The following is a 25020-nucleotide window of genomic DNA, read 5'->3' as shown; positions in this document are numbered from 1 at the left end:
ACCTTTAGAAAGGATGGATTCAAATGAAAGACTGGTTGATTGAACACAAATTTTATCTAATCATCGCTGTTTTACTTATTTTTGGGAGCTTTTATTATTTCTATGTTTATGTTGATGAAGAACTTCCACTCAATTCCTCCGTTAGTCAAGTAGACAATAAGCAGCTGTCCGACGCTAAGGATGCTGAAAAAAAAGAGCTGCCGGAAAAGATTATGGTTGATGTTAAGGGGCAGATCAAACTGCCAGGGGTTTATCTATCCAATTCGGGTGAACGGGTCATCGATGTGATTAATCGCGCAGGGGGATTAACGACCCAAGCAGACCAAAGTAAAGTGAATTTTGCCGAACATGTGCATGATGAAATGTTGATTTATATACCAGCCATCGGCGAGGAGGGGGATTCGGCAACTGGTACATCTGGGGGAGCCGCTATGACAACATCAGGCGGTGCCGGTCAAACCCAAGGAAAAATTAATATCAATAAAGCGAATGAAAGTGAATTACAAACCCTTCCCGGAATCGGTCCGGCAAAAGCGGCAGCCATCATCGAGTATCGGAATACAAGCGGTCCATTTAAAGCGGTGGAAGATATTAAGAATATAAGCGGCATTGGTGATAAAACCTTTGAAAAATTAAAGGATTCGATTGCCGTTCATTGATTCTTGATTGTCTAACTCCAGGCAAGTCGTGAGCTGAGCAAGGCGCTTGGGCTTTTCTGATTGACCGAATCGTCCAAGCCAGATTACACTTAAATCAGAAAATTTGTTAAGGAGTGGAGAATGTGAACCGGATTTCATGGGATCAATATTTTATGGCACAGAGTCATTTACTGGCATTAAGAAGTACATGTACAAGGCTGACGGTTGGGGCGACGATTGTCAGGGATAAACGAATCATTGCCGGCGGTTACAATGGTTCGATAGCCGGAGGCGACCATTGTATTGATAAAGGATGCTATGTGATCGAAAATCACTGTGTACGGACGATTCATGCGGAAATAAATGCGCTTTTACAATGTGCAAAGTTTGGTGTGCCTACATCCGGGGCGGAAATTTATGTGACACATTTTCCTTGTCTGCCATGCTGTAAGGCACTTATCCAAGCAGGGATTAAAACGGTTTATTATGCGATGGATTATAAAAACCACCCGTTTGCCATCGAACTATTTGAACAAGCAAAAGTGAAAACAGAAAAGGTTGAGCTAATAGAACAGGTTATCGATTTTCGAAAGATTAATCAGTAATTCCTCTAGAATGACGCCGGATATTCCGGCGTTCCACCCTCGTTTAAAAAACTACTAATGGAGAATAATCATGAATGGAAAATTCTTTTATTTCGCTCTTACTGCCCTTTTGGGTGTCCTGTGTTCTCTAGTTACGTTTCTTCCTTTTTTTCTGCTGACTATCCTTTATCTTTATCTACTAAATAAATACAAACGATTTGAAAATAAACAACTATTCGTAGCAATGATAATCTTTGTGACATTTTTATTGTTGGCAGGACAGACAGAATTAGATAATAAATCCGTAATTCCCGAAACTACCACTGATTTCTATATCCAATTTACCGAAAATCCAAAAATTGATGGCGACCTCCTGCAGATACAGGCAACTGAAAAACAATTCAAGGAAAAGCTCCTAGTCCGATACAAAATTAAATCGGAAGCCGAACAAGTGTCGTTAAAGAGTAAAAGCTTCTACAATTGCTCGTGCCAGGTGTCAGGCACCATGAAAAAACCAGCCATCGCAAAAAATCCAAATGGCTTTAACTACCGTGAATATTTAGCTTCGAAGGATATTTATTGGATTGTTGAAATCCCGGCGATGAAACAACTTCGCTTTTTAGGAATTCGTTATCTTGAGGCTCATTTTCCAATCGAAATTGCTTCACTTTCTGCAGCCTTAATTTTTGGTGACCGCAGTATGCTTGACCCTGTTTTATTGGGGGATTTTCAAAAAACAGGTATCGTCCATTTGTTAGCCATTTCCGGCCTTCATGTTTCGCTGTTAGTGGGAATGGTTTTTTATTTGGGGATTCGAATCGGATTGACGAGGCAGTTGATGATGAATTTCCTGCTGCTGATTTTACCTGTTTATGTCATTCTTACCGGTGCCTCTCCATCGGTAATCAGGGCGGTCTTAATGATTTATCTTGTTTTACTAACTGTTAAGTGGAAAAGCAAACGAAAGCTCTTACCGATTGATGCAATAAGTTTGGCGTTCATGATTTTTTTGTTTTTTTCCCAAAAGGTTATATTTGATATTGGCTTTCAACTTTCCTTTTCAGTAAGTCTGGTGATTATTTTCTCTGCGCCGATTATTTTGCGCCGTTTTCAAAACAATGGCGCGCGAATTCTAGCTACCTCAGTAACAGCTCAATTAGCAGCCCTGCCATTATTGTTCTATCATTTCTTTGAAATGTCGATGATGGGAATTGCAGCTAATATGTTATACATTCCGCTTTTTTCGTTTGTTTATCTCCCAGGCTTATACATCTTGTTCATCGTTCAAATTCTATTTGGAAACACACCACTATTTCTTTTAACTATCTTCGAAAAAATAATAAACCTTTCCAATCATCTTATTGGTTATTTAGCCCACTTTTCATTCGCTGCTTTTGTTCCTGGTAGGCCAAACATCATTCAGCTAATCATCTACATCGTAATCATCCTTGCTATTTTTTACATCTGGGAAGCTAAAGTGTATCCAAAAAGGAAAACTCATCTGATTTATTTAGTCGTATTCCTTCTTTCCTTTCAGCCTGTCTGGAATTGGCTGAACCCATTTGGTGAAGTGACGATGATTGATGTCGGGCAAGGGGATAGCAGCTTGATTCACCTTCCCCACGGGAGAGGTACCTATCTCATTGATACGGGGGGAACGCTTGCCTTTGGCGAAGAAGAATGGAAGCAACGCTCTAAACCGTATGAGGTCGGCAGGGATGTCGTTGTTCCTTTCTTGAAAGGAAAGGGAATCACGAAAATCGACAAACTCATCCTTACCCATGGGGATATGGACCACATCGGCGGAACATTTTCGATTTTAAAGGAGCTTCGTGTCAAACAAATCCTTATGCCTTCTGTTGTCGCTCCATCAGAAACGGAAATAAGAATTATTCAGGAGGCGGAAAGGAGAAAAATCCCAGTCATAAAAGTATCGGCAGGGGATCAATGGAAAAGTGCGGGAGGTTATTTTAATATCCTATCACCTGAAAAAAATTTTAGTGGAGAACGAAACAGCGGTTCAATTGTTTTAGTTGCGCAAGTAGGGGGAGTTACCTGGTTTTTTGGCGGGGACCTTGACCAAGAAGGGGAGATGAAAATCAGCAAACAATATCCTAATTTATCAATTGATGTACTAAAAGCTGGTCATCATGGAAGTAAAACCTCAAGTGCCGAAGCGTTCATTAAACAAATCAAACCGAGTACAGCGTTAATTTCTGCAGGTGAAACCAATCGTTACGGCCATCCACATCAAGAGGTCTTAGATCGTTTGAAAGAAACGAACACGACAATTTACCGAACGGACCTGCAAGGGGCAATTACCTTCCGGTTTTTTCGAAATAACGGAACCTTTTCGACTTATCTGCCATAGGATGTGGTATTCAAAGAAAAAAGGCTGCCGATGCAGCCTCTTAAATGACAAATATGTAGCCAAACATTTAAGAACCGATTAGCTTAATGACTGTTGCAATAATAAACATTAAAGCAAAAAAACCAAAGGAAACCCCAAATCCTACTCCAGAATCAATTGCATCGTTGCGTTTACTTACCGGATTTTTTTCAAATTCGTTCACAGTCTACCCCTCCTATTTCATCATATAGTATAAGCCATTTGATTGAAAAAATCCAGCCTGCTTGTGGAATACGACATAGAGCCACAACCCATCTTGATAGATGCTTTCCTATACTGACAAGAGTTGTCAAAATAGTTTGACTCGAGGTAGGCTACACTATGATTACAAAGGAACTCCGCCAGGCAGCTTAGAACCTAGGTCTAAAAATTGCTGGGCGTTCATTATAAATCGGGAATTGGCACTTTTTTGAAAAGTTGCTAATTCCCTTTAAGTACTTGTCAAATTGTCCAAGCTTCTTTACGATAGATGTGAGTGAAATGAAGGGGAGCGCGGACAATGGTATTAGATATTTGGCGGAAAATTAAACAAAGGGATTTTGCTCCTATTTATTTATTATATGGAACAGAGGCATACTTAATCAATGAAACGAAACAATTACTGCTGAACGAGGTATTAAATGAAGAAGAGAAGGACTTTAATTTTTCCGTTTATGATTTAGCGGATACACCCATCGATGTAGCGTTGGAGGATGCTGAAACCTTTCCATTTTTCGGCGAAAGAAAAGTAATCTTTTTACATAATCCGGACTTTTTAACGGCAGAAAAATCCAAAGAGAAGATTGAACATAATTTAGCGAAATTTGCAGCCTATTTGAAAGAGCCAGCGCCCTATACGGTAATGGTTATTTCTGCTCCATATGAAAAATTAGACGAACGAAAAAAAATTACTAAAGAATTGAAACGAAATGCAGAATTAGTTGAAACGAAAAAATTAAAAGAACACGAATTAATCAATTGGGTAAAGAATCGAGCGAAGAGCAGCGGGATTGAATTTGAACCCAACGCGATTGAGCAATTATTGGCGCTTGTCGGAACAAACATGTTTATGATCACAAGCGAAGTCGATAAATTAGCTTTGTATGCCACAGACCAAAAAAAAATTGATGTGGATTTAGTTGAAAAGTTAGTTTCCCGCTCACTTGAGCAAAATATTTTTACCTTAATTGAAAAAGTGGTCCAGCGTAAACTCGATGAGGCCTTACGAATTTATTATGATTTATTAAAACAAAATGAAGAACCCATCAAAATCTTGGCGCTGCTTGCGGGTCAGTTCCGGTTAATTTATCAAGTGAAGGAGCTATCACGACGTGGGTACGGGCAGCAGCAAATTGCAGGTTTTCTGAAAACACACCCATTCCGCGTCAAGCTTGCACTCGGCCAGGCCGGTAAATTCAGCGATGAAGAATTAACCAGCCTAATGGAGATGCTTGCTGAGGCGGATTATCAAATGAAAACAGGCGGTATGAATAAATCATTACTGATTGAGATGGTATTGTTTCGGTTAAAGAAGTAAAAAAAAACGATTCCTGTTAAAGGAATCGTTTTTTTTAACGCTTATAGTGCGTTTGATTTTTTCATTAGACGTGATTTTTTACGAGCAGCAGCATTTTTGTGGATTAGACCTTTTGCAGCAGCCTTGTCCAATTTACTAGCAGCAGTTACTAATGCTTCCTTTGCAGCAGCAGCGTCGTTAGTAGTAACAGCAGCTTCTACTTTCTTAACAGCCGTACGCATTGCAGATTTAGCAGTTGTATTTTGAGCATTTTTCGCTTCATTTGTTTTTACACGCTTAATAGCAGATTTAATGTTAGGCATTCCATTCACCTCCTACAAAGAATCGAGACTATATGAACTCGACTATACATTCATCAATAATAACAGAACAAGAAGTATTTTATCAAAGAGGAGCCTATATTGCAATACACAATTATTAAGGATAACAATTTTACTCTGCATGTTTTGGAATCATAAGGGTAAAAATAGGAAATAGTTTCTATTTATAGGAGATTTCATAATGGGAGTGAATGGTAATGGGTGAAGCAATTGATTTAAGTCAGTATTCGGTTCGAACTGATTTGGCGATTGAAGCAAGGGAAATGGTCCTTGCCGGCAGAGGCGGAACAGTTGGGCAGGAGGAAAACCTTTCGCAAATCGAAGGTGTCATCATAAAGGAAAAAGATGTTGATGATATAAAAATTTCTTTAGTTGAAGTTACCAAACAGGGTGAGCAGCAGCTTGGTAAAAAAGCCGGCAGATATTTAACCGTTGAAGTCCAAGGGATCCGCCAGCAAAATACGGAGGTTCAGCAGAAGGTTGGCGAAGTTTTCGCAAGGGAATTTTCTCATTTTTTAGAAGGGACCGGGATTAAAAAAACAGATTCCTGTCTAGTTGTCGGTCTTGGGAATTGGAATGTAACCCCAGATGCACTTGGACCGATGGTTTGTGAAAACTTGCTTGTCACTCGTCATTTATTCCAGCTTCAGCCGGAAAATGTCGAGGAAGGATATCGCTCCGTTAGTGCACTTTCACCGGGTGTTATGGGACTGACCGGGATTGAGACGAGCGATATTATTTTTGGCGTAGTAGAAAAAACAAAACCGGATTTCGTGATTGCGATTGATGCGCTCGCATCAAGATCAATTGAGCGGGTAAATTCGACGATCCAAATATCCGATACCGGTATTCACCCTGGTTCTGGTGTCGGCAACAAAAGGAAAGAATTAAGTAAAGAAACATTAGGTATTCCTGTCATCGCCATCGGTGTTCCCACAGTAGTCGACGCTGTTTCGATTACAAGTGATACGATCGATTTCATTTTAAAGCATTTCGGGAAAGAGCTCAGGGAAGGAAATCGACCTTCACGGGCACTTGCCCCAGCTGGAATGAGCTTTGGCGAAAAGCGAAAGTTAACGGAAGAGGATTTACCTGAAGAAAAGCACCGGAAAACCTTTCTGGGCATGATTGGTACATTATCGGAGGATGAAAAAAGGAAGTTAATCTATGAGGTCTTGTCGCCCATTGGCCATAATTTAATGGTCACGCCAAAGGAAGTCGACGTTTTCATCGAGGATATGGCTAACCTGATTGCCAATGGTTTAAACGCCTCCCTCCACAGCGCAGTTGACCAAGAAAACGCAGGGTATTATACAAGATAGTCTAATTTAAAAAGGGACCAGTATTCTTAAGGTCCCTTTTATACCGAAATTAATGGTTCTATCAATTCTAGTAATGTCATAAGATTTACTAGAATTGTCAAAGCGGGGTGGAACCATGAAAAATACTAGAACATCAGGCACGTTTATGATTGTCCAAGGGACAAGCATACTAAAAATTTTCGCTGCTCTATCATTATTTTTGATATTGGTCTTTTCGATAAGCGGGCTGTTAACCTCGTTAAAGCCGCAATTTCGACCTATGTCTTCTTCAGTCAATCAGGCTGCTACAAATGTGAACGGTGAACTGCTTTATCAATTAATGGGCTGGGAAAATCATCATTTTTTGAAGGTGGAAAATAACTGGGCGCAGGCGCCTAAGTTAAGCAGTTTGGTATTTAAGCTGGCAAGCAATATTAATCTGAATGACCCGCGAAGCCTTCTTGGCAGGGAGCTGCCCGGATTCTTTCAATTCGATGGAAAAATCGTTGTTGCCGGTGAAGGGACGAATTATACGAATATGCCAATTGAATCGGCGCCTCCGATAGAAATTATGAAAGCCGAACGAGAGGCGTCCTTGGTGAATTTAGAGGGATTAGATAAGCCGGCAGACGAGAAGCCTCCAATCGCATCTGGGCAAACAACGGGAGAGCATAAGGTGGTCTATCTTTACTTTACACATAATCGCGAGTCCTATATCCCATACCTAAAAGACGTTAATGATCCTGACAATGCTTATCATTCTCAAATTAACGTGACAAAAGTTGGCGACCAATTAAAAACAAGCTTAGAAGACAGAGGAATCGGTACCTTTGTTGATAAAACGGATGTCCAGGCGAATTTAAATAAAAAAGGGTTAAATTATGCAAAATCATACCAGGAATCACGCTTAGTTGTTCAAGCAGCTATGACTTCGAATCGTGATCTGCGATACTTTATTGACATCCACCGAGACTCAAGCCGGAAAGAAACGACAACCGTATCGCTAAACGGAAAATCCTATGCCAAGCTTGCCTTTATAATCGGAGGTAAAAACCCGAATTTTGAAAAGAATGAAAAGCTGGCGAGGGAACTTCACAGTCTTTTGCAAAAAAAATATAAAGGTTTAAGCAGGGGAATCATCTTGAAAAAAGACCCTGGGTCAAATGGTGTTTACAATCAAAATCTATCCGATAGTGCGATCCTGATTGAATTCGGCGGTGTCGATAACACATTTGAAGAATTAAACCGTTCTGCCGAAGCACTTGCAGACGTATTTAGTGAATATTACTGGCAGGCAGAAAAAGTGAATCAGAATGTTGACCAATCAACTGACAAGCAATAGAAGTAAGGGAGAATTCCTATGAGGATGTATATGTTAAAAAGCGTAATTATCGCCGCGCTCATGTTAATCTCTGTTTTAACAGGAATGCAATTAGCCAATAATGGGATTCATAAAATGAAGGGCTATGACGATGCTAACTTTCAAAATGCGGTTTCTATCGAAGAATCAGGCAACAATATCAGTGCCTCCATTCTTGGAAATGATATCTCTAGTCATGATATTGCGGCGAAAAAGAAAAGATTAGAGGAAATCAGTGCGTTTAACTTCTTCTCATCGATGGGGAAGAAACTGTCAGACGGGATTACCGGCGCCTCTGACAAACTGATTCAGCTGATAACAGATTAAATTGGTTAGCGGTACCTTTGTGGTGCCGCTAATTTTATCTTGATATCAACAGTCAATATGCCGCTCAACTGGCACATATGCTTTTCTGATAAAAACATTGATTTCCACTTTTCTTTGCTGATATAATCAAAAATAGTGTAAATGTGCGAGTATAGTAGGAGTGAACTACCATGAACAGAGAAGATAGACTCAAACGACAAGAAAAAATAAGAAATTTCTCGATAATTGCCCATATCGATCATGGGAAATCAACATTGGCTGACCGGATTTTAGAAAAAACGAATGCCTTAACATCCCGTGAAATGAAAGCCCAGCTTTTAGATTCAATGGATCTTGAGAGAGAACGCGGGATTACAATCAAGTTAAATGCCGTCCAGTTAAAATATAAAGCAAATGATGGAGAAGACTATATTTTCCATTTAATTGATACACCAGGACATGTCGATTTTACGTACGAGGTATCAAGGAGCCTTGCTGCATGTGAAGGGGCGATTTTAGTCGTTGACGCTGCACAGGGAATTGAAGCACAGACACTAGCGAACGTATACCTTGCCCTTGATAACGACCTTGAAATCTTGCCGGTTATCAATAAAATCGACTTGCCAAGTGCGGACCCGGAAAGGGTGCGTAATGAAATCGAGGAAGTCATTGGTTTAGACGCCTCCGAAGCAGTTTTAGCTTCTGCTAAAGCAGGAATCGGTATCGAAGACATCCTTGAACAAGTCGTAAAATCAGTCCCTGCACCAACAGGCGACCCTGATGCCCCTTTAAAAGCATTGATTTTCGATTCCTTATATGACGCTTACCGCGGCGTGGTCGCTTATATTCGTGTTGTCGATGGAACCGTAAAAGTCGGTGACAAAATAAAAATGGTGGCGACTGGAAAAGAGTTTGAAGTTAATGAAGTAGGTGTTTTTTCACCGAAAGCGACAATGCTTGATGAATTAACCGTCGGTGACGTTGGTTTTTTAACAGCATCGATTAAAAATGTCGGCGACACTCGTGTTGGTGATACGATTACAAATGCGAAAAATGGAACAACTGAACCGCTTCCAGGCTATCGAAAGCTTAATCCAATGGTCTACTGTGGACTTTATCCAATTGACACGGCGAGATTTAATGACCTGCGGGAAGCACTTGAGAAGCTTCAATTGAATGATTCGGCGCTTCAATTTGAACCAGAAACATCCCAAGCCCTTGGATTTGGATTCCGCTGTGGCTTTTTAGGACTGCTTCATATGGAAATTATCCAGGAACGGATTGAGCGGGAATTCAAGATTGATTTAATTACCACTGCGCCAAGCGTTATCTATCATGTCCACATGACAGATGGATCAGAAATCAAGGTGGATAACCCATCTAACCTGCCAGATCCGCAGAAAATTGACCGTGTTGAAGAGCCATACGTAAAAGCAACCATGATGGCGCCTAATGATTATGTCGGGGCTATTATGGAGCTTTGTCAGTTAAAACGAGGAATTTTTATCGATATGCAATACCAAGGGGAAAACCGGGTAAGTATTATTTATGAAATACCCTTGGCGGAAATCGTCTATGATTTCTTTGATCAACTAAAATCAAGTACAAGGGGTTACGCCTCTTTTGATTACGAATTGATTGGTTATAAACCGTCGAAGCTTGTAAAAATGGATATATTGCTTAACACTGAAAAGGTTGATGCCTTAAGCTTTATCGTTCATAATGATTTTGCTTATGAACGCGGGAAAATAATCGTCGAAAAGCTAAAGGAATTAATTCCAAGGCAGCAATTTGAGGTTCCGATTCAAGCAGCGATTGGACAAAAAATCGTTGCCCGTTCAACAATTAAAGCGATGCGGAAAAACGTATTAGCGAAATGTTATGGCGGGGATATCTCCCGTAAGCGTAAATTGCTTGAGAAACAAAAAGAAGGTAAGAAACGGATGAAACAAGTTGGCTCCGTTGAAGTACCGCAAGAGGCATTTATGGCGGTCTTAAAAATGGACGATAACAATACCAAGAAATAAAAGCGGGAGGTTGGGACAAGTCTTTTGATAGACAAAATCCAGCCTCTTTTAGTTATTAACAAAGAGGTGAAAAAATGATTAAAGCAGCCTATCTCCATATCCCATTTTGTGAACATATTTGTCATTATTGTGATTTTAATAAAGTATTTCTAAAAGGACAGCCTGTAGATGACTATTTACAAGCGCTTGACCAGGAAATGAAGATGACGCTCAGCCAATATCCAACAGACCAGCTCGAAACCATATTTGTTGGCGGCGGTACGCCGACATCGTTAAATGAGCAGCAGCTTGATCGATTTTGTGAGAGCATTAACCGAAATTTACCTAAATCTGAGAACCTGGAATTCACTTTTGAAGCAAATCCCGGTGATTTATCAACAGATAAATTGCAAATATTAAAAGATGCAGGTGTAAACCGAATCAGCCTTGGGGTACAAACCTTTAACGACGAATTATTGGAAAAAATCGGCCGGGTCCATCGGGCAAAGGATGTCTATCAAACGATTGAACGTGCAAAAGCGATTGGCTTTGAAAATATAAGTATTGACCTCATTTTTAGTTTGCCGACACAAACGGTAACCGACTTCCAGGAATCATTAGCTGAGGCCTTTACATTAGATATTACTCATTATTCTGCCTATTCGTTAATCATCGAACCAAAGACAGTTTTTTATAACTTACTAAAAAAAGGCAAACTGCCGACACCTGGTGAGGATATAGAAGCGCAAATGTATGGAATGTTAATGGAGGAAATGGAAAAGCATGGATTCGGGCAGTATGAAATAAGCAATTTTTCAAAGCCGGGATTTGAGAGCAGGCACAACTTAACTTACTGGAATAACGAATACTATTATGGTTTCGGCGCAGGTGCCCACAGCTATGTGAACGGAAGTCGACGATCCAACTCTGGACCAGTAAAAAAATATATCGACCAAATTAAATGCGGAGTGCTCCCTGTTTTTGAAGATCATCTGGTAACGAAAGCGGAACAAATGGAAGAAGAAATGTTCCTTGGCTTACGTAAAACAGAAGGGGTTTCAATTCCTCATTTCACAGAAAAATTTGATGTGGACCCACTTAAATTTTTTGAAAATGAAATCGCCGATTTAGTTGCTAAACAATGGATAGATGTAAAGAGCAATCATATATTTTTAACCAAAAAGGGCCGTTTTTTAGGCAATGAAGTTTTTCAATCATTTTTAGTAGGATGAAATTATTGACACCATCCCCCCTTTTTTGATAATTTATTAATATAATTAGCACTCGGCAACAAGGAGTGCTAACAGAGGTGATGAATGTTGTTAACAGATCGTCAATTGTTAATTCTTCAGGTAATTGTTGATGACTTTATTCGATCTGCCCAACCTGTCGGCTCAAGAAGCTTGTCGAAAAAGGAGGAAATCTCCTTCAGTTCAGCAACAATTCGCAATGAAATGTCCGACCTTGAAGATTTGGGGTTTATTGAAAAGACGCATACCTCTTCAGGGCGTGTTCCATCTGAAAAAGGGTATCGGTATTATGTTGATCATTTATTGTCGCCTCAGGTTTTAAATCAGCAGGATGTTTCTATCATACAATCCATTTTTGCTGAGAAAATTTTTGAGTTCGAAAAAATTATTCAAAGATCAGCGAAGATTTTATCCGATTTAACCAATTATACTTCGATCGTCCTAGGGCCGGCCGTAAGTATCAATAAGTTAAAAAGAATCCAAATTATTCCGTTAAACAAAGAAACCGCAGTTGCCATTTTTGTTACGGACACAGGTCATGTCGAAAATCGAACGTTTTCGATACCTGCTTCGGTGGATGCCGGTGATTTGGAAAAAACGGTCAATATTTTAAACGACCGTTTAGCAGGAGTACCTCTCGATGATTTAAACGATAAGATTTACAAGGAAGTCGCGATGCTCTTAAGGCAGCATATCCATAATTATGATTTAATGCTCCATACGATTGCCGATTCCTTGAAAATGCCAATCCATGAAAAGCTCTTTTTTGGCGGAAAAACCAATATGTTAAGTCAGCCGGAATTTCATGACATTTCGAAAATTCGCAGTCTATTAATGATGATTGACCAAGAAGAGTGGATTTACAATTTAATTAGAAAAAATTCAGCAGGGATCCATGTGAAAATTGGCCGGGAAAATAATAATCGTGCAATGGAAAATTGCAGCTTAATTACCGCTACGTATTCGGTAGGTCAAGAAAAATTGGGTACGATAGCAATCCTTGGGCCTACAAGAATGGAATATTCACGTGTCATTAGCTTGCTGCAATTCTTAAGCAAGGATTTAACAGATGTGTTAACCAAGCTGTATCAAAATAATTAACACGGGTAATATTGAGTAAGGGTGAATACTTGCTTATTTTACCCCCTTTTCCATGGAAATCTTAATATTAAACCTAACGCTTTAAGGGAGGTGAGTAAGTTGACAATTGAGAATAACAACACCATTAATGAAGAAGCAGAAACTGAAAATACTGATAATGTTGAACTTACTGAAGAAAAAACAGCTGAGCCTGTATTTGATGAGAATGAAACAACAGCACAGACTATTGTTGATCCCGTCGAAGAACAGCTCGAAGAAATTCAACAGCTACAGGGGAAGTTAGCGGAAGCAGAAAATCGTTACCTAAGACTTCAAGCAGATTTTGATAATTTCCGTCGCCGAACTAGATTGGATCAAGAGGCTGGCGAAAAATATAGAGCTCAAAACCTAATAACAGATTTATTGCCTGCATTAGACAATTTTGAAAGGGCAATGAATTTGGAAGCAGACAATGAACAAACAAAGTCTGTGCTGCAAGGCATGGACATGGTTTACCGCAATTTGTTAGATGCCCTGAAGAAAGAAGGCGTTGAGCAGATTGAAGCGGTTGGGAAAGAGTTTGATCCCCATCAGCACCAAGCTGTGATGCAGGGAGAAGATGAGAATTTCGGCTCCAACATTGTCACTGATGAATTTCAAAAAGGGTATATATTAAAGGATCGGGTTATTCGCCCAACAATGGTTAAAGTAAATCAATAATTCTACATATTTTTTTAGGAGGTAAAGGCTATGAGTAAAATAATTGGTATTGACTTAGGTACAACAAACTCATGTGTGTCAGTGCTTGAGGGCGGAGAACCAAAAGTAGTTCCTAATCCAGAAGGAAATCGTACAACTCCGTCGGTTATTGCGTTTAAAAATGGGGAGCGTCAAGTTGGGGAAGTAGCAAAGCGCCAAGCAATTACGAATCCAAATACAATTATGTCCATTAAACGCCATATGGGCACAAGTTTTAAACAAGAGATTGAAGGAAAGAACTTTACACCACAGGAATTATCTGCCATCATTCTTCAATATTTAAAATCTTATGCTGAGGATTATCTTGGCGAGCCAGTAACTAAGGCTGTTATTACAGTACCAGCTTATTTTAATGACGCAGAACGTCAAGCTACAAAAGACGCTGGAAAAATCGCTGGTCTTGAAGTAGAGCGGATTATCAATGAACCAACTGCTGCAGCACTTGCATACGGTTTAGATAAAACTGATCAAGACCACACAATCCTTGTTTATGACCTTGGCGGCGGTACATTTGACGTATCAATCCTTGAACTAGGGGACGGCGTTTTCCAAGTAAAATCAACTGCCGGTGATAATCGTCTTGGCGGTGACGATTTTGACCAAGTCATTATTGATTACTTAGTGGAACAATTTAAAAAAGAAAATGGGATTGACCTTTCAAAAGATAAAATGGCGTTACAACGCCTAAAAGATGCTGCTGAAAAGGCGAAAAAGGATTTGTCCGGTGTGACATCAACCCAAATTTCACTTCCATTTATTACTGCGGGAGCTGCTGGACCGCTTCATCTTGAAGTATCATTGACTAGAGCAAAATTTGATGAAATTTCCGCTCATTTAGTCGAACGGACTATGGGCCCAACTCGTCAAGCTCTAAGCGACGCCGGCATGTCACCATCACAAATTGATAAGGTTATCCTTGTCGGTGGTTCAACGCGAATCCCTGCTGTCCAAGAAGCAATCAAAAAAGCAACTGGACAAGAGCCACACCGCGGCGTAAACCCGGACGAAGTAGTGGCAATGGGTGCTGCTATTCAAGGCGGCGTTATCACAGGTGATGTTAAGGATGTTGTCTTACTGGACGTTACACCACTATCTCTTGGAATTGAAACAATGGGCGGTGTATTTACGAAATTAATTGACCGTAATACAACAATCCCTACATCAAAATCACAAGTATTCTCAACGGCTGCGGACAGTCAAACTGCTGTTGACATCCATGTGCTTCAAGGGGAACGTCCAATGGCGGCAAACAATAAAACATTAGGCCGTTTCCAATTATCTGATATTCCACCAGCACCACGGGGAATTCCGCAAATCGAAGTTAACTTTGATATTGATAAAAACGGTATTGTTAACGTTCGGGCCAAAGATTTAGGTACGAATAAAGAGCAGCAAATTACAATTAAGTCTTCTACCGGTCTTTCTGATGAAGAAATTCAAAAAATGGTCAGAGAAGCGGAAGAAAATGCTGAAGCTGACAAGCAGCATAAAGAAGAAGTAGAATTGCGTAATGAAGCGGATCAACTTGTGTTTACAACTGAAAAAACATTAAAAGACCTTGAAGGTAAGGTTGATGCAGATGAAGTTGCAAAGGCAAATGAAGCAAAGGATTCATTGAAAGCTGCTATCGAGAAAAACGATCTAAATGAAATCCGTACTACAAAGGATGCATTGCAAGAAATCGTTCAAGCTTTGACTGTTAAGCTATATGAGCAAGCAGCACAGCAGGCACAAGCACAGCAAGGCGGCCAAGAGGGCGGCGCTAATGCAGGTGCCCAAGACGACAATGTTGTTGATGCAGAATTTGAAGAAGTAAAAGATGATAAGTAATCGGCTGTGAAAAATGAAAAAGCCAAAGTCAGTTTATCTGCTTTGGCTTTTTTATTGCAATAGCATCATTATCGGTGTTAGAATAATCTTTATGTGACAGATTCGGGAGTGGTAATCATGAGTAAACGAGATTACTATGAGGTGCTTGGGATTAATAAGAGCGCTTCAAAGGATGAAATAAAAAAAGCCTATCGAAAACTTTCTAAACAATATCATCCAGATATTAATAAAGAGCCAGATGCGGCAGATAAATTCAAGGAAATTACAGAAGCATATGAAGTGTTAAGCGATGATCAAAAGAAGGCCCATTATGACCAGTTTGGCCATACCGATCCAAATCAAGGCTTTGGCGGCGGCGGAGATTTTGGCGGCGGCTTTAGCGGGTTTGAAGATATCTTTAATACCTTTTTTGGCGGTGGCGGCGGCGGTTCGAGACGACGTGATCCAAATGCGCCAAGGCAGGGTGCAGACCTTCAATACACGATGACCGTTTCTTTTGAAGAAGCAGCGTTTGGCAAAGAAACAGATATTGAAATTCCACGTGAAGAAACATGTGAAACTTGCAGCGGATCGGGAGCTAAGCCGGGAACCAAGCCTGAGACGTGTCAGCACTGTCATGGAACCGGACAGCTAAACGTAGAACAAAATACCCCATTTGGCAGGATTGTTAACCGTCGTACCTGTCATCACTGTAATGGAACAGGGAAAGAAATTAAACATAAATGTTCCACTTGCGGCGGCGCCGGGAAAGTGAAAAAGCGCAAGAAGATACATGTCAAGATTCCTGCCGGGATTGATGATGGACAGCAGCTTCGGATGGCTGGTCAAGGGGAAGCAGGAATGAACGGCGGTCCAGCAGGTGACCTTTACGTTGTTTTCCAAGTACGTGCGCATGAGTTTTTTGAACGAGATGGCGATGATATTTATTGTGAAATGCCAATCACATTTGCCCAAGCATCCTTGGGTGACGAAATCGAAGTGCCGACTCTTCATGGAAAAGTGAAGCTAAAAGTCCCAGCTGGAACACAGACGGGCAAAAAGTTCCGCTTGAAAGGGAAGGGAGTTCCTAATGTCCGCGGATATGGTGTAGGGGATCAGTATATACTCGTTCGCATTATTACCCCAACCAAGCTTTCAGACAAACAAAAGCAGCTTCTAAGAGAATTCGCCGAGCTAAGCGGCTCTTCGCCAATTGGTGAGCATGAAGAAAGTTTTTTCTCAAAAGTAAAACGTGCCTTTAAAAGCGAGTAAGGATTGGAGTTGGTAGGATGAAATGGTCCGAAATCAGTATTCACACAACAAATGAGGCAATTGAACCTATTTCTCATATCTTGCATGAAGCTGGAGCGAGCGGTGTAGTTATTGAAGATCCTTTTGAACTGACAAAGGAAAGGGAAGATCAATTCGGAGAGATTTACCAACTTAATCCAGATGATTACCCGCAAGAAGGGGTTATTGTTAAAGCCTACCTGCCAGTTAACAGCTTCCTAGGTGAAACGGTAGATGCCATTAAGGAATCCATCAATAATTTAATTATTTATGATATTGATATTGGCAAAAACCACGTAACCATTAGTGAAGTGAACGAAGAAGAATGGGCAACAGCTTGGAAGAAATACTATTACCCTGTGAAAATTTCTGAAAAATTCACGATTGTACCGACATGGGAGATTTATGAGCCTGTCAGCAGCGATGAATTAATTATCGAATTAGACCCTGGTATGGCATTTGGAACGGGAACACACCCAACAACAGTGATGTGTATTCAAGCCCTTGAGAGAACTGTCCGTCAAGGTGACAGAGTAATTGATGTCGGGACTGGTTCTGGGGTATTGAGCATTGCGGCAGCACAGCTTGGTGCGAAAGATGTCAGAGCCTATGACCTTGATGAAGTTGCGGTAACCACGGCAAAACTCAATATCAAGCTTAATAAAGTAAGCGAAAATGTAACGATTTCCCAGAACAACCTTTTAGAGGGTGTCGAGGAAAACTCTGCCGATGTGGTAGTTGCTAATATACTAGCCGAAGTTATTTTACGGTTTACGGACGATGTTGCCCGAGTTGTGAAGCCAGGTGGGTCTTTCATTGCGTCGGGAATTATTCAGCAGAAGAAAGACCAGGTTAAAGATGCACTAGTTGCTGCTGGTTTTGATATAACCGAAACGATTTTAATGGAAGACTGGGTTGCAATTATTGCCAAACGGAAATAATGATGGAATAAAGGGGAGAAGATCCCCTTTTTTTCATTTCCCAAATTGAAAATTTTTTAGTAAAATAAGGAGTAAAATGTTTTAGAGAGGGTGCAAAAGTGTGCAACGCTACTTTGTTAAACACCGAGCAAATGAGGATTGTTTTATCATTGGCGAAGAAGACCGTCATCATATCGTCAAGGTTATGCGAATGCAAATTGGCGATCAAATCATTTGTGTTGACCCGGAAGGGAAACAGGCCATATGCAGGCTTGCAGAAATTACCGATGAAAGTGTCGTTGCAGACGTTGTACAATGGAAAGAAGAGATTTCTGAGCTTCCAATTTCAATAACGATTGCCAGCGGGCTCCCAAAAGGGGACAAGCTCGAATGGATTATCCAAAAAGGAACGGAACTTGGGGCACATCAGTTTTTCCCATTTTCTGCTGCTCGCTCAGTTGTAAAATGGGATGAAAAAAAGGCAGCCAAGAAAATAGAGAGATGGCAAAAAATTGCCAAAGAAGCTGCTGAACAATCTCATCGTGCTATGATGCCGGAAATTATGAACCCGATGAACTTTAAAGCGCTATTAGGGAAAAGTAGGGGTTTTGATTATAAATTAGCTGCCTTTGAGGATGAGAGTAGAAATGGCGAAATTTCCGTTTTTTCCTCAACTCTCAAAAAAATGAACAAAGGTGAGTCATTGCTTTTGGTTTTTGGACCTGAAGGCGGCTTAGCGAATGAAGAGGTCCAGCAATTAAAGGAACATGGTTTTGGTCTATGCGGGTTAGGCCCGCGGATTTTAAGAACGGAAACGGCCCCGCTCTATGCACTTTCGGCCATTTCCTATCATTTTGAATTATTGAGGTGAGGATACAATGGCAACAGTCGCGTTTCATACACTTGGATGCAAGGTGAATCATTATGAAACTGAAGCTATCTGGCAGTTGTTTAAACAAGAAGGCTACGATCGGGTCGAGTTTGAGTCAATTTCCGACGTTTATATTATTAATACCTGTACAGTAACAAATACTGGCGATAAAAAAAGCCGTCAGGTTATCCGGCGTGCAGTCAGGAAAAATCCTGATGCAGTTATCTGCGTTACTGGCTGTTATGCGCAAACTTCGCCTGCGGAAATTATGGCGATTCCTGGTGTAGATATTGTTGTCGGCACACAGGATCGTGTGAAAATGCTCGACTATATTGAACAATATAAGCTTGAGCGCCAGCCGATTAATGGCGTCGGCAATATTATGAAAAATCGCGTTTATGAGGAGCTTGATGTTCCTGCTTTTACTGACAGAACACGAGCATCGTTAAAAATTCAAGAGGGCTGTAACAATTTTTGTACCTTCTGCATCATCCCTTGGGCCCGCGGCTTAATGAGATCGCGTGATCCTAAAGAGGTTATCCGCCAAGCACAGCAGCTAGTGGATGCAGGCTACAAAGAAATCGTCCTAACAGGTATTCATACAGGCGGTTATGGTGAAGACATGAAGGATTATAATCTGGCGATGCTCCTTCGAGAGTTAGAAGCGGGTGTAAACGGGCTAGAACGCCTCCGCATTTCATCAATTGAAGCGAGTCAAATTACCGATGAAGTGATTGAGGTAATTAAGCATTCAAATATTGTTGTCCGTCATTTGCATATCCCATTGCAATCTGGGTCCAATACCGTTTTAAAAAGAATGCGCCGCAAATATACGATGGAATTCTTTGGGGAGAGACTAGAGCGCCTGAAAGAAGTGCTTCCAGGTCTTGCGGTTACTTCTGATGTGATTGTTGGATTCCCTGGCGAAACCGAAGAGGAATTTATGGAAACGTACAATTTTATTAACGATCATAAATTTTCTGAGCTCCATGTATTCCCTTATTCAAAGCGTACAGGAACACCTGCTGCACGGATGGAAGATCAAGTGGATGAAGAAGTGAAAAATGAACGGGTTCACCGCTTAATTTCTCTTTCTGATCAACTGGCAAAGGAATACGCCACACTTTTTGAAGACGAAGTATTAGAAGTAATTCCAGAAGAGGAATTTAAGGATGAAGCAAACTCTGGTTTATATGTTGGTTATACTGATAACTACTTGAAAGTTGTCTTTCCAGCAACGGAAGAGATGATTGGTAAAATTGTTAAAGTGAAAATTATCAAAGCTGGTTACCCATACAATGAAGGCCAATTTGTTCGAGTAGTTGAAGATACTTCATTGGTAAAAGAAGAAGTTTTTAATAAAGAAGAAGCGGCTATTTAAGGAAAGAGGACCTATTATGGGTCCTTTTTTTGTTTTTGGGGTTGTTTTTTTATGGGAAAAATTGTCTAATTATCCAAAACCCTCGAAAAAATAGCCAAAACTCTTGGAAAAATAGCCAAAACTCTCAAGAAAGTAGCCAAAACCCATGAAAAATAGCCAAAACACCTCGAAAATTAGCCAAAACCTTTTCCGCTCCTAAAAACCTAGGATAATTTGGTCAAACCACATGAATTTACTATAGGTTTCTAATGTATTTCAGGGAAACTTAAAGTAAGTAGCAACAATCGATCCAAAAATTCAAATTTACCTTAAGATCGAAGGGAGCATGAAATAAATGGCTACTAAAACAAATGTTGCTGCAATGATTGATCACACTTTACTAAAGCCGGAGTCAACAAAAGAACAAATCGAAACTCTCTGTCAAGAAGCAAAGGAGAATAAATTCTTTTCCGTATGTATTAACCCAACTTGGGTCAGAACGGCAAAGGAATTATTACAGGGCAGCGATGTCAAGGTTTGTACGGTTATTGGATTCCCTTTAGGTGCAACAACTTCTGAAACAAAAGCGTTTGAAACGACAAATGCAATTGAACATGGTGCTGATGAAGTAGACATGGTCATTAATATTGGGGCACTCAAGGATCACAATGATGAACTGGTGGAGCGCGATATCCGGGCTGTTGTCGAAGCAGCCAAGGGAAAGGCATTAACTAAGGTGATTATTGAAACAAGTCTTTTGACGAAGGAAGAAAAAATTCGCGCCTGTGAGCTTTCTGTAAAAGCTGGTGCAGATTATGTAAAAACTTCTACCGGGTTTTCAACAGGCGGGGCAACTTTTGAAGACATTGCCCTTATGAGGAAAACGGTTGGGCCTGATATTGGTGTCAAAGCTTCCGGTGGTGTACGAAGCACAGAGGATGCCCAAAAAATGATTGAGGCAGGAGCGACGAGGATTGGAGCAAGCTCAAGTGTAGCAATCATAAATGGGATGCTCGTGACTTCTGATTACTAAAAAAAATTTAATGTCAATCCCGCACGCTCAGGCAAATCCAGTACCCAATAACAAAGAAAAGACAGCAATTTTGCTGTCTTTTCTCATGATACAGGCCGTTTAGGCCGCCGATCGTGAAAAAATAAAATCATCTCACCAAACCTCGTCGCAAACGGTAAAACAAGCAGGGAAGTGGCAACATTAAAAATCACACTAATATGCGCTAATTGTACATCCCTTTTACTCGAAAGTAATGCCGCGTTATCAGTGAGTATCGGGATCAGCGGAATAAACAGCAAGACCCCGAATACATTTAACCAAACATGGGCGAAGGCTGCCAAGCGAGATTCTTTTCCGCCGCCAATCGATGCAATAACCGCTGTAATACAGGTGCCGATATTAGCTCCAAGCACAATCGCGATGCCGGCATCCAACTGCAGCAGCCCGGCAGTTAGAAAACCCATCGCAATCCCAGTCATCGCCGTGCTTGATTGAATGATCGCCGTAATCACTGTCCCTGTTAATAAGCTTAATAAAATATGATCATTAATCGATAAAATAAATTTATGGATAAGGTCCATTGTGGTTAGCGGCTTCGCTAATAATTCGAAACCTTTCATTGCCGTGAAAACAGAGGCGATTCCAAATAAAAGCATGCCAATACTTCTTGCCTTTTTATTTTTAAATAAAATAAGAAGTGCTCCGCTAATGGCAAGAGGAACTAGCACCGCATCTAAATCAAAGGTAATTAGTTCTGTTTTAAAAGTAGTGCCAATATTGGTGCCGAGAATAATGCCGATTGACTGAGGAAAGGTCATAATTCGAGCCGAAATTAAGCCAATGGTAATGACCATGACAGCCGTGCTGCTTTGCAGGAGCGCGGTAATAAACGTTCCGGTCAACATACCTTTTAATGGTGTACGTGTTAGTTTGATCAGCCATGACTTCAATTTATTCGCAGACAAATTGAATAACCCAAACCTAATAATCGTCATCCCAAAAATAAATAATAAAATACAAAGAAGAAATAATAGTGTGTAAAGCATGTCTTAGGCCTCCTCCCCTTCATTCTATGGTCAAATGCTGGAGGACATGCCAATTTTTCAGACAAGCTTTTCTATAATTTGCATAAAAAAATGAAAAGCTCGTTCTAACACAGAGAATTTCAGTTGACCTTGTTTCAAGGTTATATTATAATTGCAAGGTACATGGATTGAATGTTAGTGTGTTGTGTTTCGGAGGGAGGGAAAGAGAATGTCTAAAACCGTCGTTCGTAAAAACGAATCGCTTGAAGATGCTCTTCGTCGCTTCAAACGTACAGTATCAAAAACTGGTACTTTGCAAGAGGCAAGAAAGCGCGAATTCTATGAAAAGCCAAGTGTAAAACGTAAGAAAAAGTCTGAAGCAGCTAGAAAACGTAAGTTTTAAGAGAGGGTGTAATATATGAGTCTTCTCGAGCGTTTAAATGATGATATGAAACAAGCGATGAAAAACAAGGAAAAAGACAGACTCTCCGTCATTCGGATGGTGAAAGCTTCGTTGCAAAATGAAGCCATCAGGCTTGGAACAAAAGAGCTTTCCGAGGATACAGAGCTAACAATCCTTTCTCGCGAAGTAAAACAACGCAAAGACTCCCTCCATGAATTTGATAAGGCTGGTCGTCAAGATCTAGTTGATAAGTTGCATACAGAGCTGGCAATCGTCGAACTGTATTTACCGAAACAGCTTTCTGAAGCTGAATTATCAGAGATTGTAAAAGAAACAATTTCTGAAGTCGGTGCAAAATCAAAAGCGGAAATGGGAAAAGTGATGGCTGCAATTATGCCCAAAGTAAAGGGTAAAGCAGACGGGTCACTTGTAAATAAATTTGTACAACAACACCTTTCATAGTATTCTGACACTGAGACCGCAGGCAATCTAGTCTGCGGTCTTTTAACATTAATAAATATAATGAAACTTTTTTCGAGCTCAAACGTATTAATGTCAGTCAGTTGAAAAAGAGAAAAAAAAGGGGGGGACAACTGATGATAGAATTTCTTACTGACCCGATTGTTGTAACCGTTCTCTTAACGATTGCAGGGGTTGGCATCGTCATGGAACTTTTTTCATCAAAGTTTGGTATAGCTGGATTCATCGGGATCTTTGCATTAATACTATTCTTTTATGGCCATTTTCAAGCTGGACTTGCAGGATGGGGCGCGCTAGTATTATTTGTGGCAGGAATTCTTCTTATTTTTATAGAATTCTTTTTGCCTGGTGCGATTGCAGGAACACTGGGTGTCGCTGCGTTAATTTTAAGTCTTTTTTTATCAGGAGAAGATGCCATGCAAATGGGGGTATCCATCTTAATTGCCATCATCATTTCTATCGTCGTTTTCTTTAGTATGATTAAGGTTTTTGATAAAAAACTGGTTCTGTTTAGTAAAATGGTTCTGTTTGATTCAACTAAGAATGAGGATGGATATGTTTCTAATATTAACCGGACAGACCTTTTGGGGAAGACGGGGACAGCATTAACGGTCTTAAGGCCGGCTGGAACGGTTATTATTAATCATGAACGAATCGATGTGGTGAGTGAAGGCGGCTTTATTGAACAGGATGCCAGGGTAAAAGTAATTAAAGTTGAAGGAGCCCGCATTGTAGTAAGAGAAGTGAAATAGTCGAAGGAGGTTTAAATTAAATGCAAATTAATGATGGAACAATTTTTATTCTTGCTGTTGTCGTAGTTGCTTTAATTCTTTTTGGAATTCTATTATCGTTTGTACCGGTCATGCTCTGGATTTCAGCACTTGCTGCCGGAGTGCGAATTAGTATTTTTACATTAGTAGGGATGAGACTTAGACGGGTAACTCCAAGCAGGGTCGTTAATCCGCTGATTAAAGCCCATAAAGCTGGAATCAATGTCACGATCAATCAGCTTGAAAGCCATTACCTGGCCGGTGGGAATGTCGATAGAGTGGTCAATGCACTCATTGCCGCACATCGTGCCAATATTGAATTATCATTTGAACGTTGTGCTGCCATCGATCTTGCTGGTCGTGACGTGTTAGAAGCGGTACAAATGAGTGTTAATCCAAAGGTAATCGAAACACCGTTTATTGCAGGTGTTGCGATGAATGGGATTGAAGTAAAGGTAAAAGCAAGAATTACAGTTCGCGCAAATATTGGGCGCCTTGTCGGTGGCGCGGGAGAAGAAACTGTGGTAGCCCGTGTTGGTGAGGGTGTCGTTTCAACGATTGGTTCATCGATTAATCACAGCAAGGTGTTAGAAAATCCAGAGTTAATTTCGCAAACTGTGTTATCAAAAGGACTCGATGCCGGTACGGCCTTTGAAATCTTATCGATTGACATTGCGGATGTAGATATCGGTAAAAACATCGGAGCGGAACTACAAACAGAACAAGCTGAAGCCGACAAGAAAATTGCCCAAGCGAAAGCTGAAGAGCGTCGGGCAATGGCGGTGGCTTCGGAGCAAGAAATGATGGCAAGGGTTCAGGAAATGAGAGCAAAAGTAGTTGAAGCAGAAGCAGAAGTTCCACTTGCGATGGCTGAAGCCCTTAAATCAGGAAATATCGGTGTCATGGACTATATGAACTTTAAAAACATTTCGGCAGACACTGACATGAGAGGCTCCATCGGGAAAATATCCGGTGATAAAAAGGACGGCCAGTAAAACCCACTTTGAAAAAAAGGAGGGGAAGTTTTGAATACAATATTAGTCATGATAGTTATCGGCATTATCACTTCAATGTTTGGTAAAGCAAAAAATAATCGCGGACAATCCCAAAATAAGCCCACTTCACCCAATGGTATCGGGGAAATCCGCAAGCTTTTTCAAGAGCTTACTGATCAAGAAATAAGTGAACTGAGCCCAATTAAGGAACCAACAAGACCGAGCTCGGTAATAGTTGAGCAAAAAACAGCTGCTCCGCAAAAACTCGAAAAAGAGTACTTGCAGGTGAGAAAAGAGTCCGAATCCAGTCGTGAAAGAGCGGCCGCCTCTCGACAGCAAAAAGAAATAATTAAAGAACGTGTTCAGAAGGATAAGCAAGAAGAAGCCGGAACGATTTTTTCTGAATATCCTGATGCCAAAACACTGGTTAATGGAATTGTCTGGTCAGAAATTCTTGGCGAACCACGTTCAAAAAAACCGTATTTTGCTAAAAGAGGCTAGGCGGACCATCATTAATCAAATCTAAAAAGATGTGCTAGAACCCCCTTTCATTTC

At 40.5% G+C, this 25020-nt stretch carries 24 protein-coding genes and 1 pseudogene; 22 read left to right on the top strand and 3 right to left on the bottom strand.

Annotated features, from left to right (window positions below; translation table 11 throughout):
- The first annotated feature begins 23 nt into the window (after positions 1-23).
- The 3 genes and pseudogenes from BANVL01_RS04205 to BANVL01_RS04195 all read left to right on the top strand — a co-directional run bounded on the left by BANVL01_RS04205 (position 24) and on the right by BANVL01_RS04195 (position 3593).
- The gene (locus tag BANVL01_RS04205; RefSeq protein ID WP_066090278.1) at positions 24-659 is read left to right on the top strand and encodes a helix-hairpin-helix domain-containing protein; all 636 of its coding nucleotides are present in this window, start codon (positions 24-26) and stop codon (positions 657-659) included.
- Between the two features lie 122 nt (positions 660-781).
- Positions 782-1228: pseudogene (locus BANVL01_RS04200) on the top strand (ComE operon protein 2); the annotation flags it as partial.
- Between the two features lie 85 nt (positions 1229-1313).
- Positions 1314-3593, top strand: a complete 2280-nt coding sequence (locus BANVL01_RS04195; RefSeq protein ID WP_066090273.1) for a DNA internalization-related competence protein ComEC/Rec2 — start codon at positions 1314-1316, stop codon at positions 3591-3593.
- A gap of 67 nt (positions 3594-3660) precedes the next feature.
- Here BANVL01_RS04195 and BANVL01_RS26525 read toward each other — a convergent pair whose 3' ends face one another.
- Positions 3661-3795 carry a YqzM family protein gene (locus tag BANVL01_RS26525; protein WP_066090270.1) on the bottom strand — a complete coding sequence of 45 codons (135 nt, stop codon included), beginning with the start codon at positions 3793-3795 and terminating at the stop codon, positions 3661-3663.
- Between the two features lie 336 nt (positions 3796-4131).
- Here BANVL01_RS26525 and holA point away from each other — a divergent pair, with 336 nt between their 5' ends.
- A complete protein-coding gene (gene holA / locus BANVL01_RS04190; RefSeq protein WP_066090267.1) occupies positions 4132-5148 on the top strand; it encodes a DNA polymerase III subunit delta in 1017 nt (338 codons plus the stop codon).
- 41 nt (positions 5149-5189) lie between these two features.
- Here holA and rpsT read toward each other — a convergent pair whose 3' ends face one another.
- On the bottom strand, positions 5190-5450 hold the full coding sequence (rpsT, locus tag BANVL01_RS04185; protein ID WP_066090264.1) for a 30S ribosomal protein S20: 261 nt from the start codon (positions 5448-5450) through the stop codon (positions 5190-5192).
- Positions 5451-5665: 215 nt separating this feature from the next.
- Between rpsT and gpr the strand changes: the two genes are divergently transcribed.
- From gpr to deoC, 13 genes are all read left to right on the top strand, one after another.
- The gene (gene gpr / locus BANVL01_RS04180) at positions 5666-6790 is read left to right on the top strand and encodes a GPR endopeptidase (RefSeq protein WP_066090261.1); all 1125 of its coding nucleotides are present in this window, start codon (positions 5666-5668) and stop codon (positions 6788-6790) included.
- Between the two features lie 115 nt (positions 6791-6905).
- Positions 6906-8111 carry a stage II sporulation protein P gene (gene spoIIP, locus BANVL01_RS04175; RefSeq protein WP_066090258.1) on the top strand — a complete coding sequence of 402 codons (1206 nt, stop codon included), beginning with the start codon at positions 6906-6908 and terminating at the stop codon, positions 8109-8111.
- Positions 8112-8141: 30 nt separating this feature from the next.
- Positions 8142-8456, top strand: coding sequence for a DUF3679 domain-containing protein (locus BANVL01_RS04170; RefSeq protein WP_235845484.1), 315 nt, complete (start codon positions 8142-8144; stop codon positions 8454-8456).
- 170 nt (positions 8457-8626) lie between these two features.
- Positions 8627-10462, top strand: coding sequence for a translation elongation factor 4 (gene lepA / locus BANVL01_RS04165; RefSeq protein WP_066090252.1), 1836 nt, complete (start codon positions 8627-8629; stop codon positions 10460-10462).
- A gap of 74 nt (positions 10463-10536) precedes the next feature.
- On the top strand, positions 10537-11673 hold the full coding sequence (gene hemW, locus BANVL01_RS04160; protein ID WP_066090249.1) for a radical SAM family heme chaperone HemW: 1137 nt from the start codon (positions 10537-10539) through the stop codon (positions 11671-11673).
- An 87-nt stretch (positions 11674-11760) separates the two neighbouring features.
- A complete protein-coding gene (hrcA, locus tag BANVL01_RS04155) occupies positions 11761-12792 on the top strand; it encodes a heat-inducible transcriptional repressor HrcA (RefSeq protein WP_066090246.1) in 1032 nt (343 codons plus the stop codon).
- A 99-nt stretch (positions 12793-12891) separates the two neighbouring features.
- On the top strand, positions 12892-13491 hold the full coding sequence (gene grpE / locus BANVL01_RS04150; RefSeq protein ID WP_066090243.1) for a nucleotide exchange factor GrpE: 600 nt from the start codon (positions 12892-12894) through the stop codon (positions 13489-13491).
- A gap of 30 nt (positions 13492-13521) precedes the next feature.
- Positions 13522-15360, top strand: a complete 1839-nt coding sequence (dnaK, locus tag BANVL01_RS04145; protein WP_066090240.1) for a molecular chaperone DnaK — start codon at positions 13522-13524, stop codon at positions 15358-15360.
- A 117-nt stretch (positions 15361-15477) separates the two neighbouring features.
- Positions 15478-16611 carry a molecular chaperone DnaJ gene (dnaJ, locus tag BANVL01_RS04140; RefSeq protein ID WP_066090238.1) on the top strand — a complete coding sequence of 378 codons (1134 nt, stop codon included), beginning with the start codon at positions 15478-15480 and terminating at the stop codon, positions 16609-16611.
- A gap of 17 nt (positions 16612-16628) precedes the next feature.
- Positions 16629-17570: a 50S ribosomal protein L11 methyltransferase gene (gene prmA, locus BANVL01_RS04135; protein WP_066090234.1), complete on the top strand. Its 942-nt coding sequence runs from the start codon at positions 16629-16631 to the stop codon at positions 17568-17570.
- Between the two features lie 100 nt (positions 17571-17670).
- Complete coding sequence (locus tag BANVL01_RS04130) at positions 17671-18420, top strand: 16S rRNA (uracil(1498)-N(3))-methyltransferase (RefSeq protein ID WP_066090231.1); 750 nt, start codon at positions 17671-17673, stop codon at positions 18418-18420.
- Between the two features lie 7 nt (positions 18421-18427).
- Positions 18428-19801, top strand: coding sequence for a tRNA (N(6)-L-threonylcarbamoyladenosine(37)-C(2))-methylthiotransferase MtaB (gene mtaB / locus BANVL01_RS04125; RefSeq protein WP_066090228.1), 1374 nt, complete (start codon positions 18428-18430; stop codon positions 19799-19801).
- Between the two features lie 334 nt (positions 19802-20135).
- Entirely contained in the window at positions 20136-20813 is a 678-nt protein-coding gene (deoC, locus tag BANVL01_RS04120; protein WP_066090225.1) for a deoxyribose-phosphate aldolase, read from the top strand.
- Positions 20814-20896: 83 nt separating this feature from the next.
- On the opposite strand, the gene BANVL01_RS04115 is transcribed toward deoC, so the two are convergent.
- Entirely contained in the window at positions 20897-21838 is a 942-nt protein-coding gene (locus BANVL01_RS04115) for a Na/Pi symporter (protein ID WP_066090221.1), read from the bottom strand.
- Between the two features lie 208 nt (positions 21839-22046).
- Between BANVL01_RS04115 and rpsU the strand changes: the two genes are divergently transcribed.
- From rpsU to BANVL01_RS04090, 5 genes are all read left to right on the top strand, one after another.
- Complete coding sequence (rpsU, locus tag BANVL01_RS04110) at positions 22047-22220, top strand: 30S ribosomal protein S21 (RefSeq protein ID WP_007087607.1); 174 nt, start codon at positions 22047-22049, stop codon at positions 22218-22220.
- Between the two features lie 15 nt (positions 22221-22235).
- Positions 22236-22682 (top strand): GatB/YqeY domain-containing protein, encoded by a 447-nt coding sequence (locus BANVL01_RS04105; protein ID WP_066090218.1) that lies wholly within the window; start codon positions 22236-22238, stop codon positions 22680-22682.
- Positions 22683-22816: 134 nt separating this feature from the next.
- Positions 22817-23452 (top strand): NfeD family protein, encoded by a 636-nt coding sequence (locus BANVL01_RS04100; RefSeq protein WP_066090215.1) that lies wholly within the window; start codon positions 22817-22819, stop codon positions 23450-23452.
- Between the two features lie 20 nt (positions 23453-23472).
- Positions 23473-24465, top strand: a complete 993-nt coding sequence (gene floA / locus BANVL01_RS04095) for a flotillin-like protein FloA (protein ID WP_066090212.1) — start codon at positions 23473-23475, stop codon at positions 24463-24465.
- Between the two features lie 30 nt (positions 24466-24495).
- Positions 24496-24966 carry a YqfB family membrane protein gene (locus BANVL01_RS04090; protein ID WP_066090209.1) on the top strand — a complete coding sequence of 157 codons (471 nt, stop codon included), beginning with the start codon at positions 24496-24498 and terminating at the stop codon, positions 24964-24966.
- Positions 24967-25020: the final 54 nt, after the last annotated feature.

This window comes from Neobacillus novalis NBRC 102450 (assembly GCF_001591805.1).
Classification (GTDB): Bacteria; Bacillota; Bacilli; order Bacillales; family Cytobacillaceae; genus Neobacillus; species Neobacillus novalis.
This window is presented reverse-complemented; position numbering and strand designations above follow the sequence as displayed.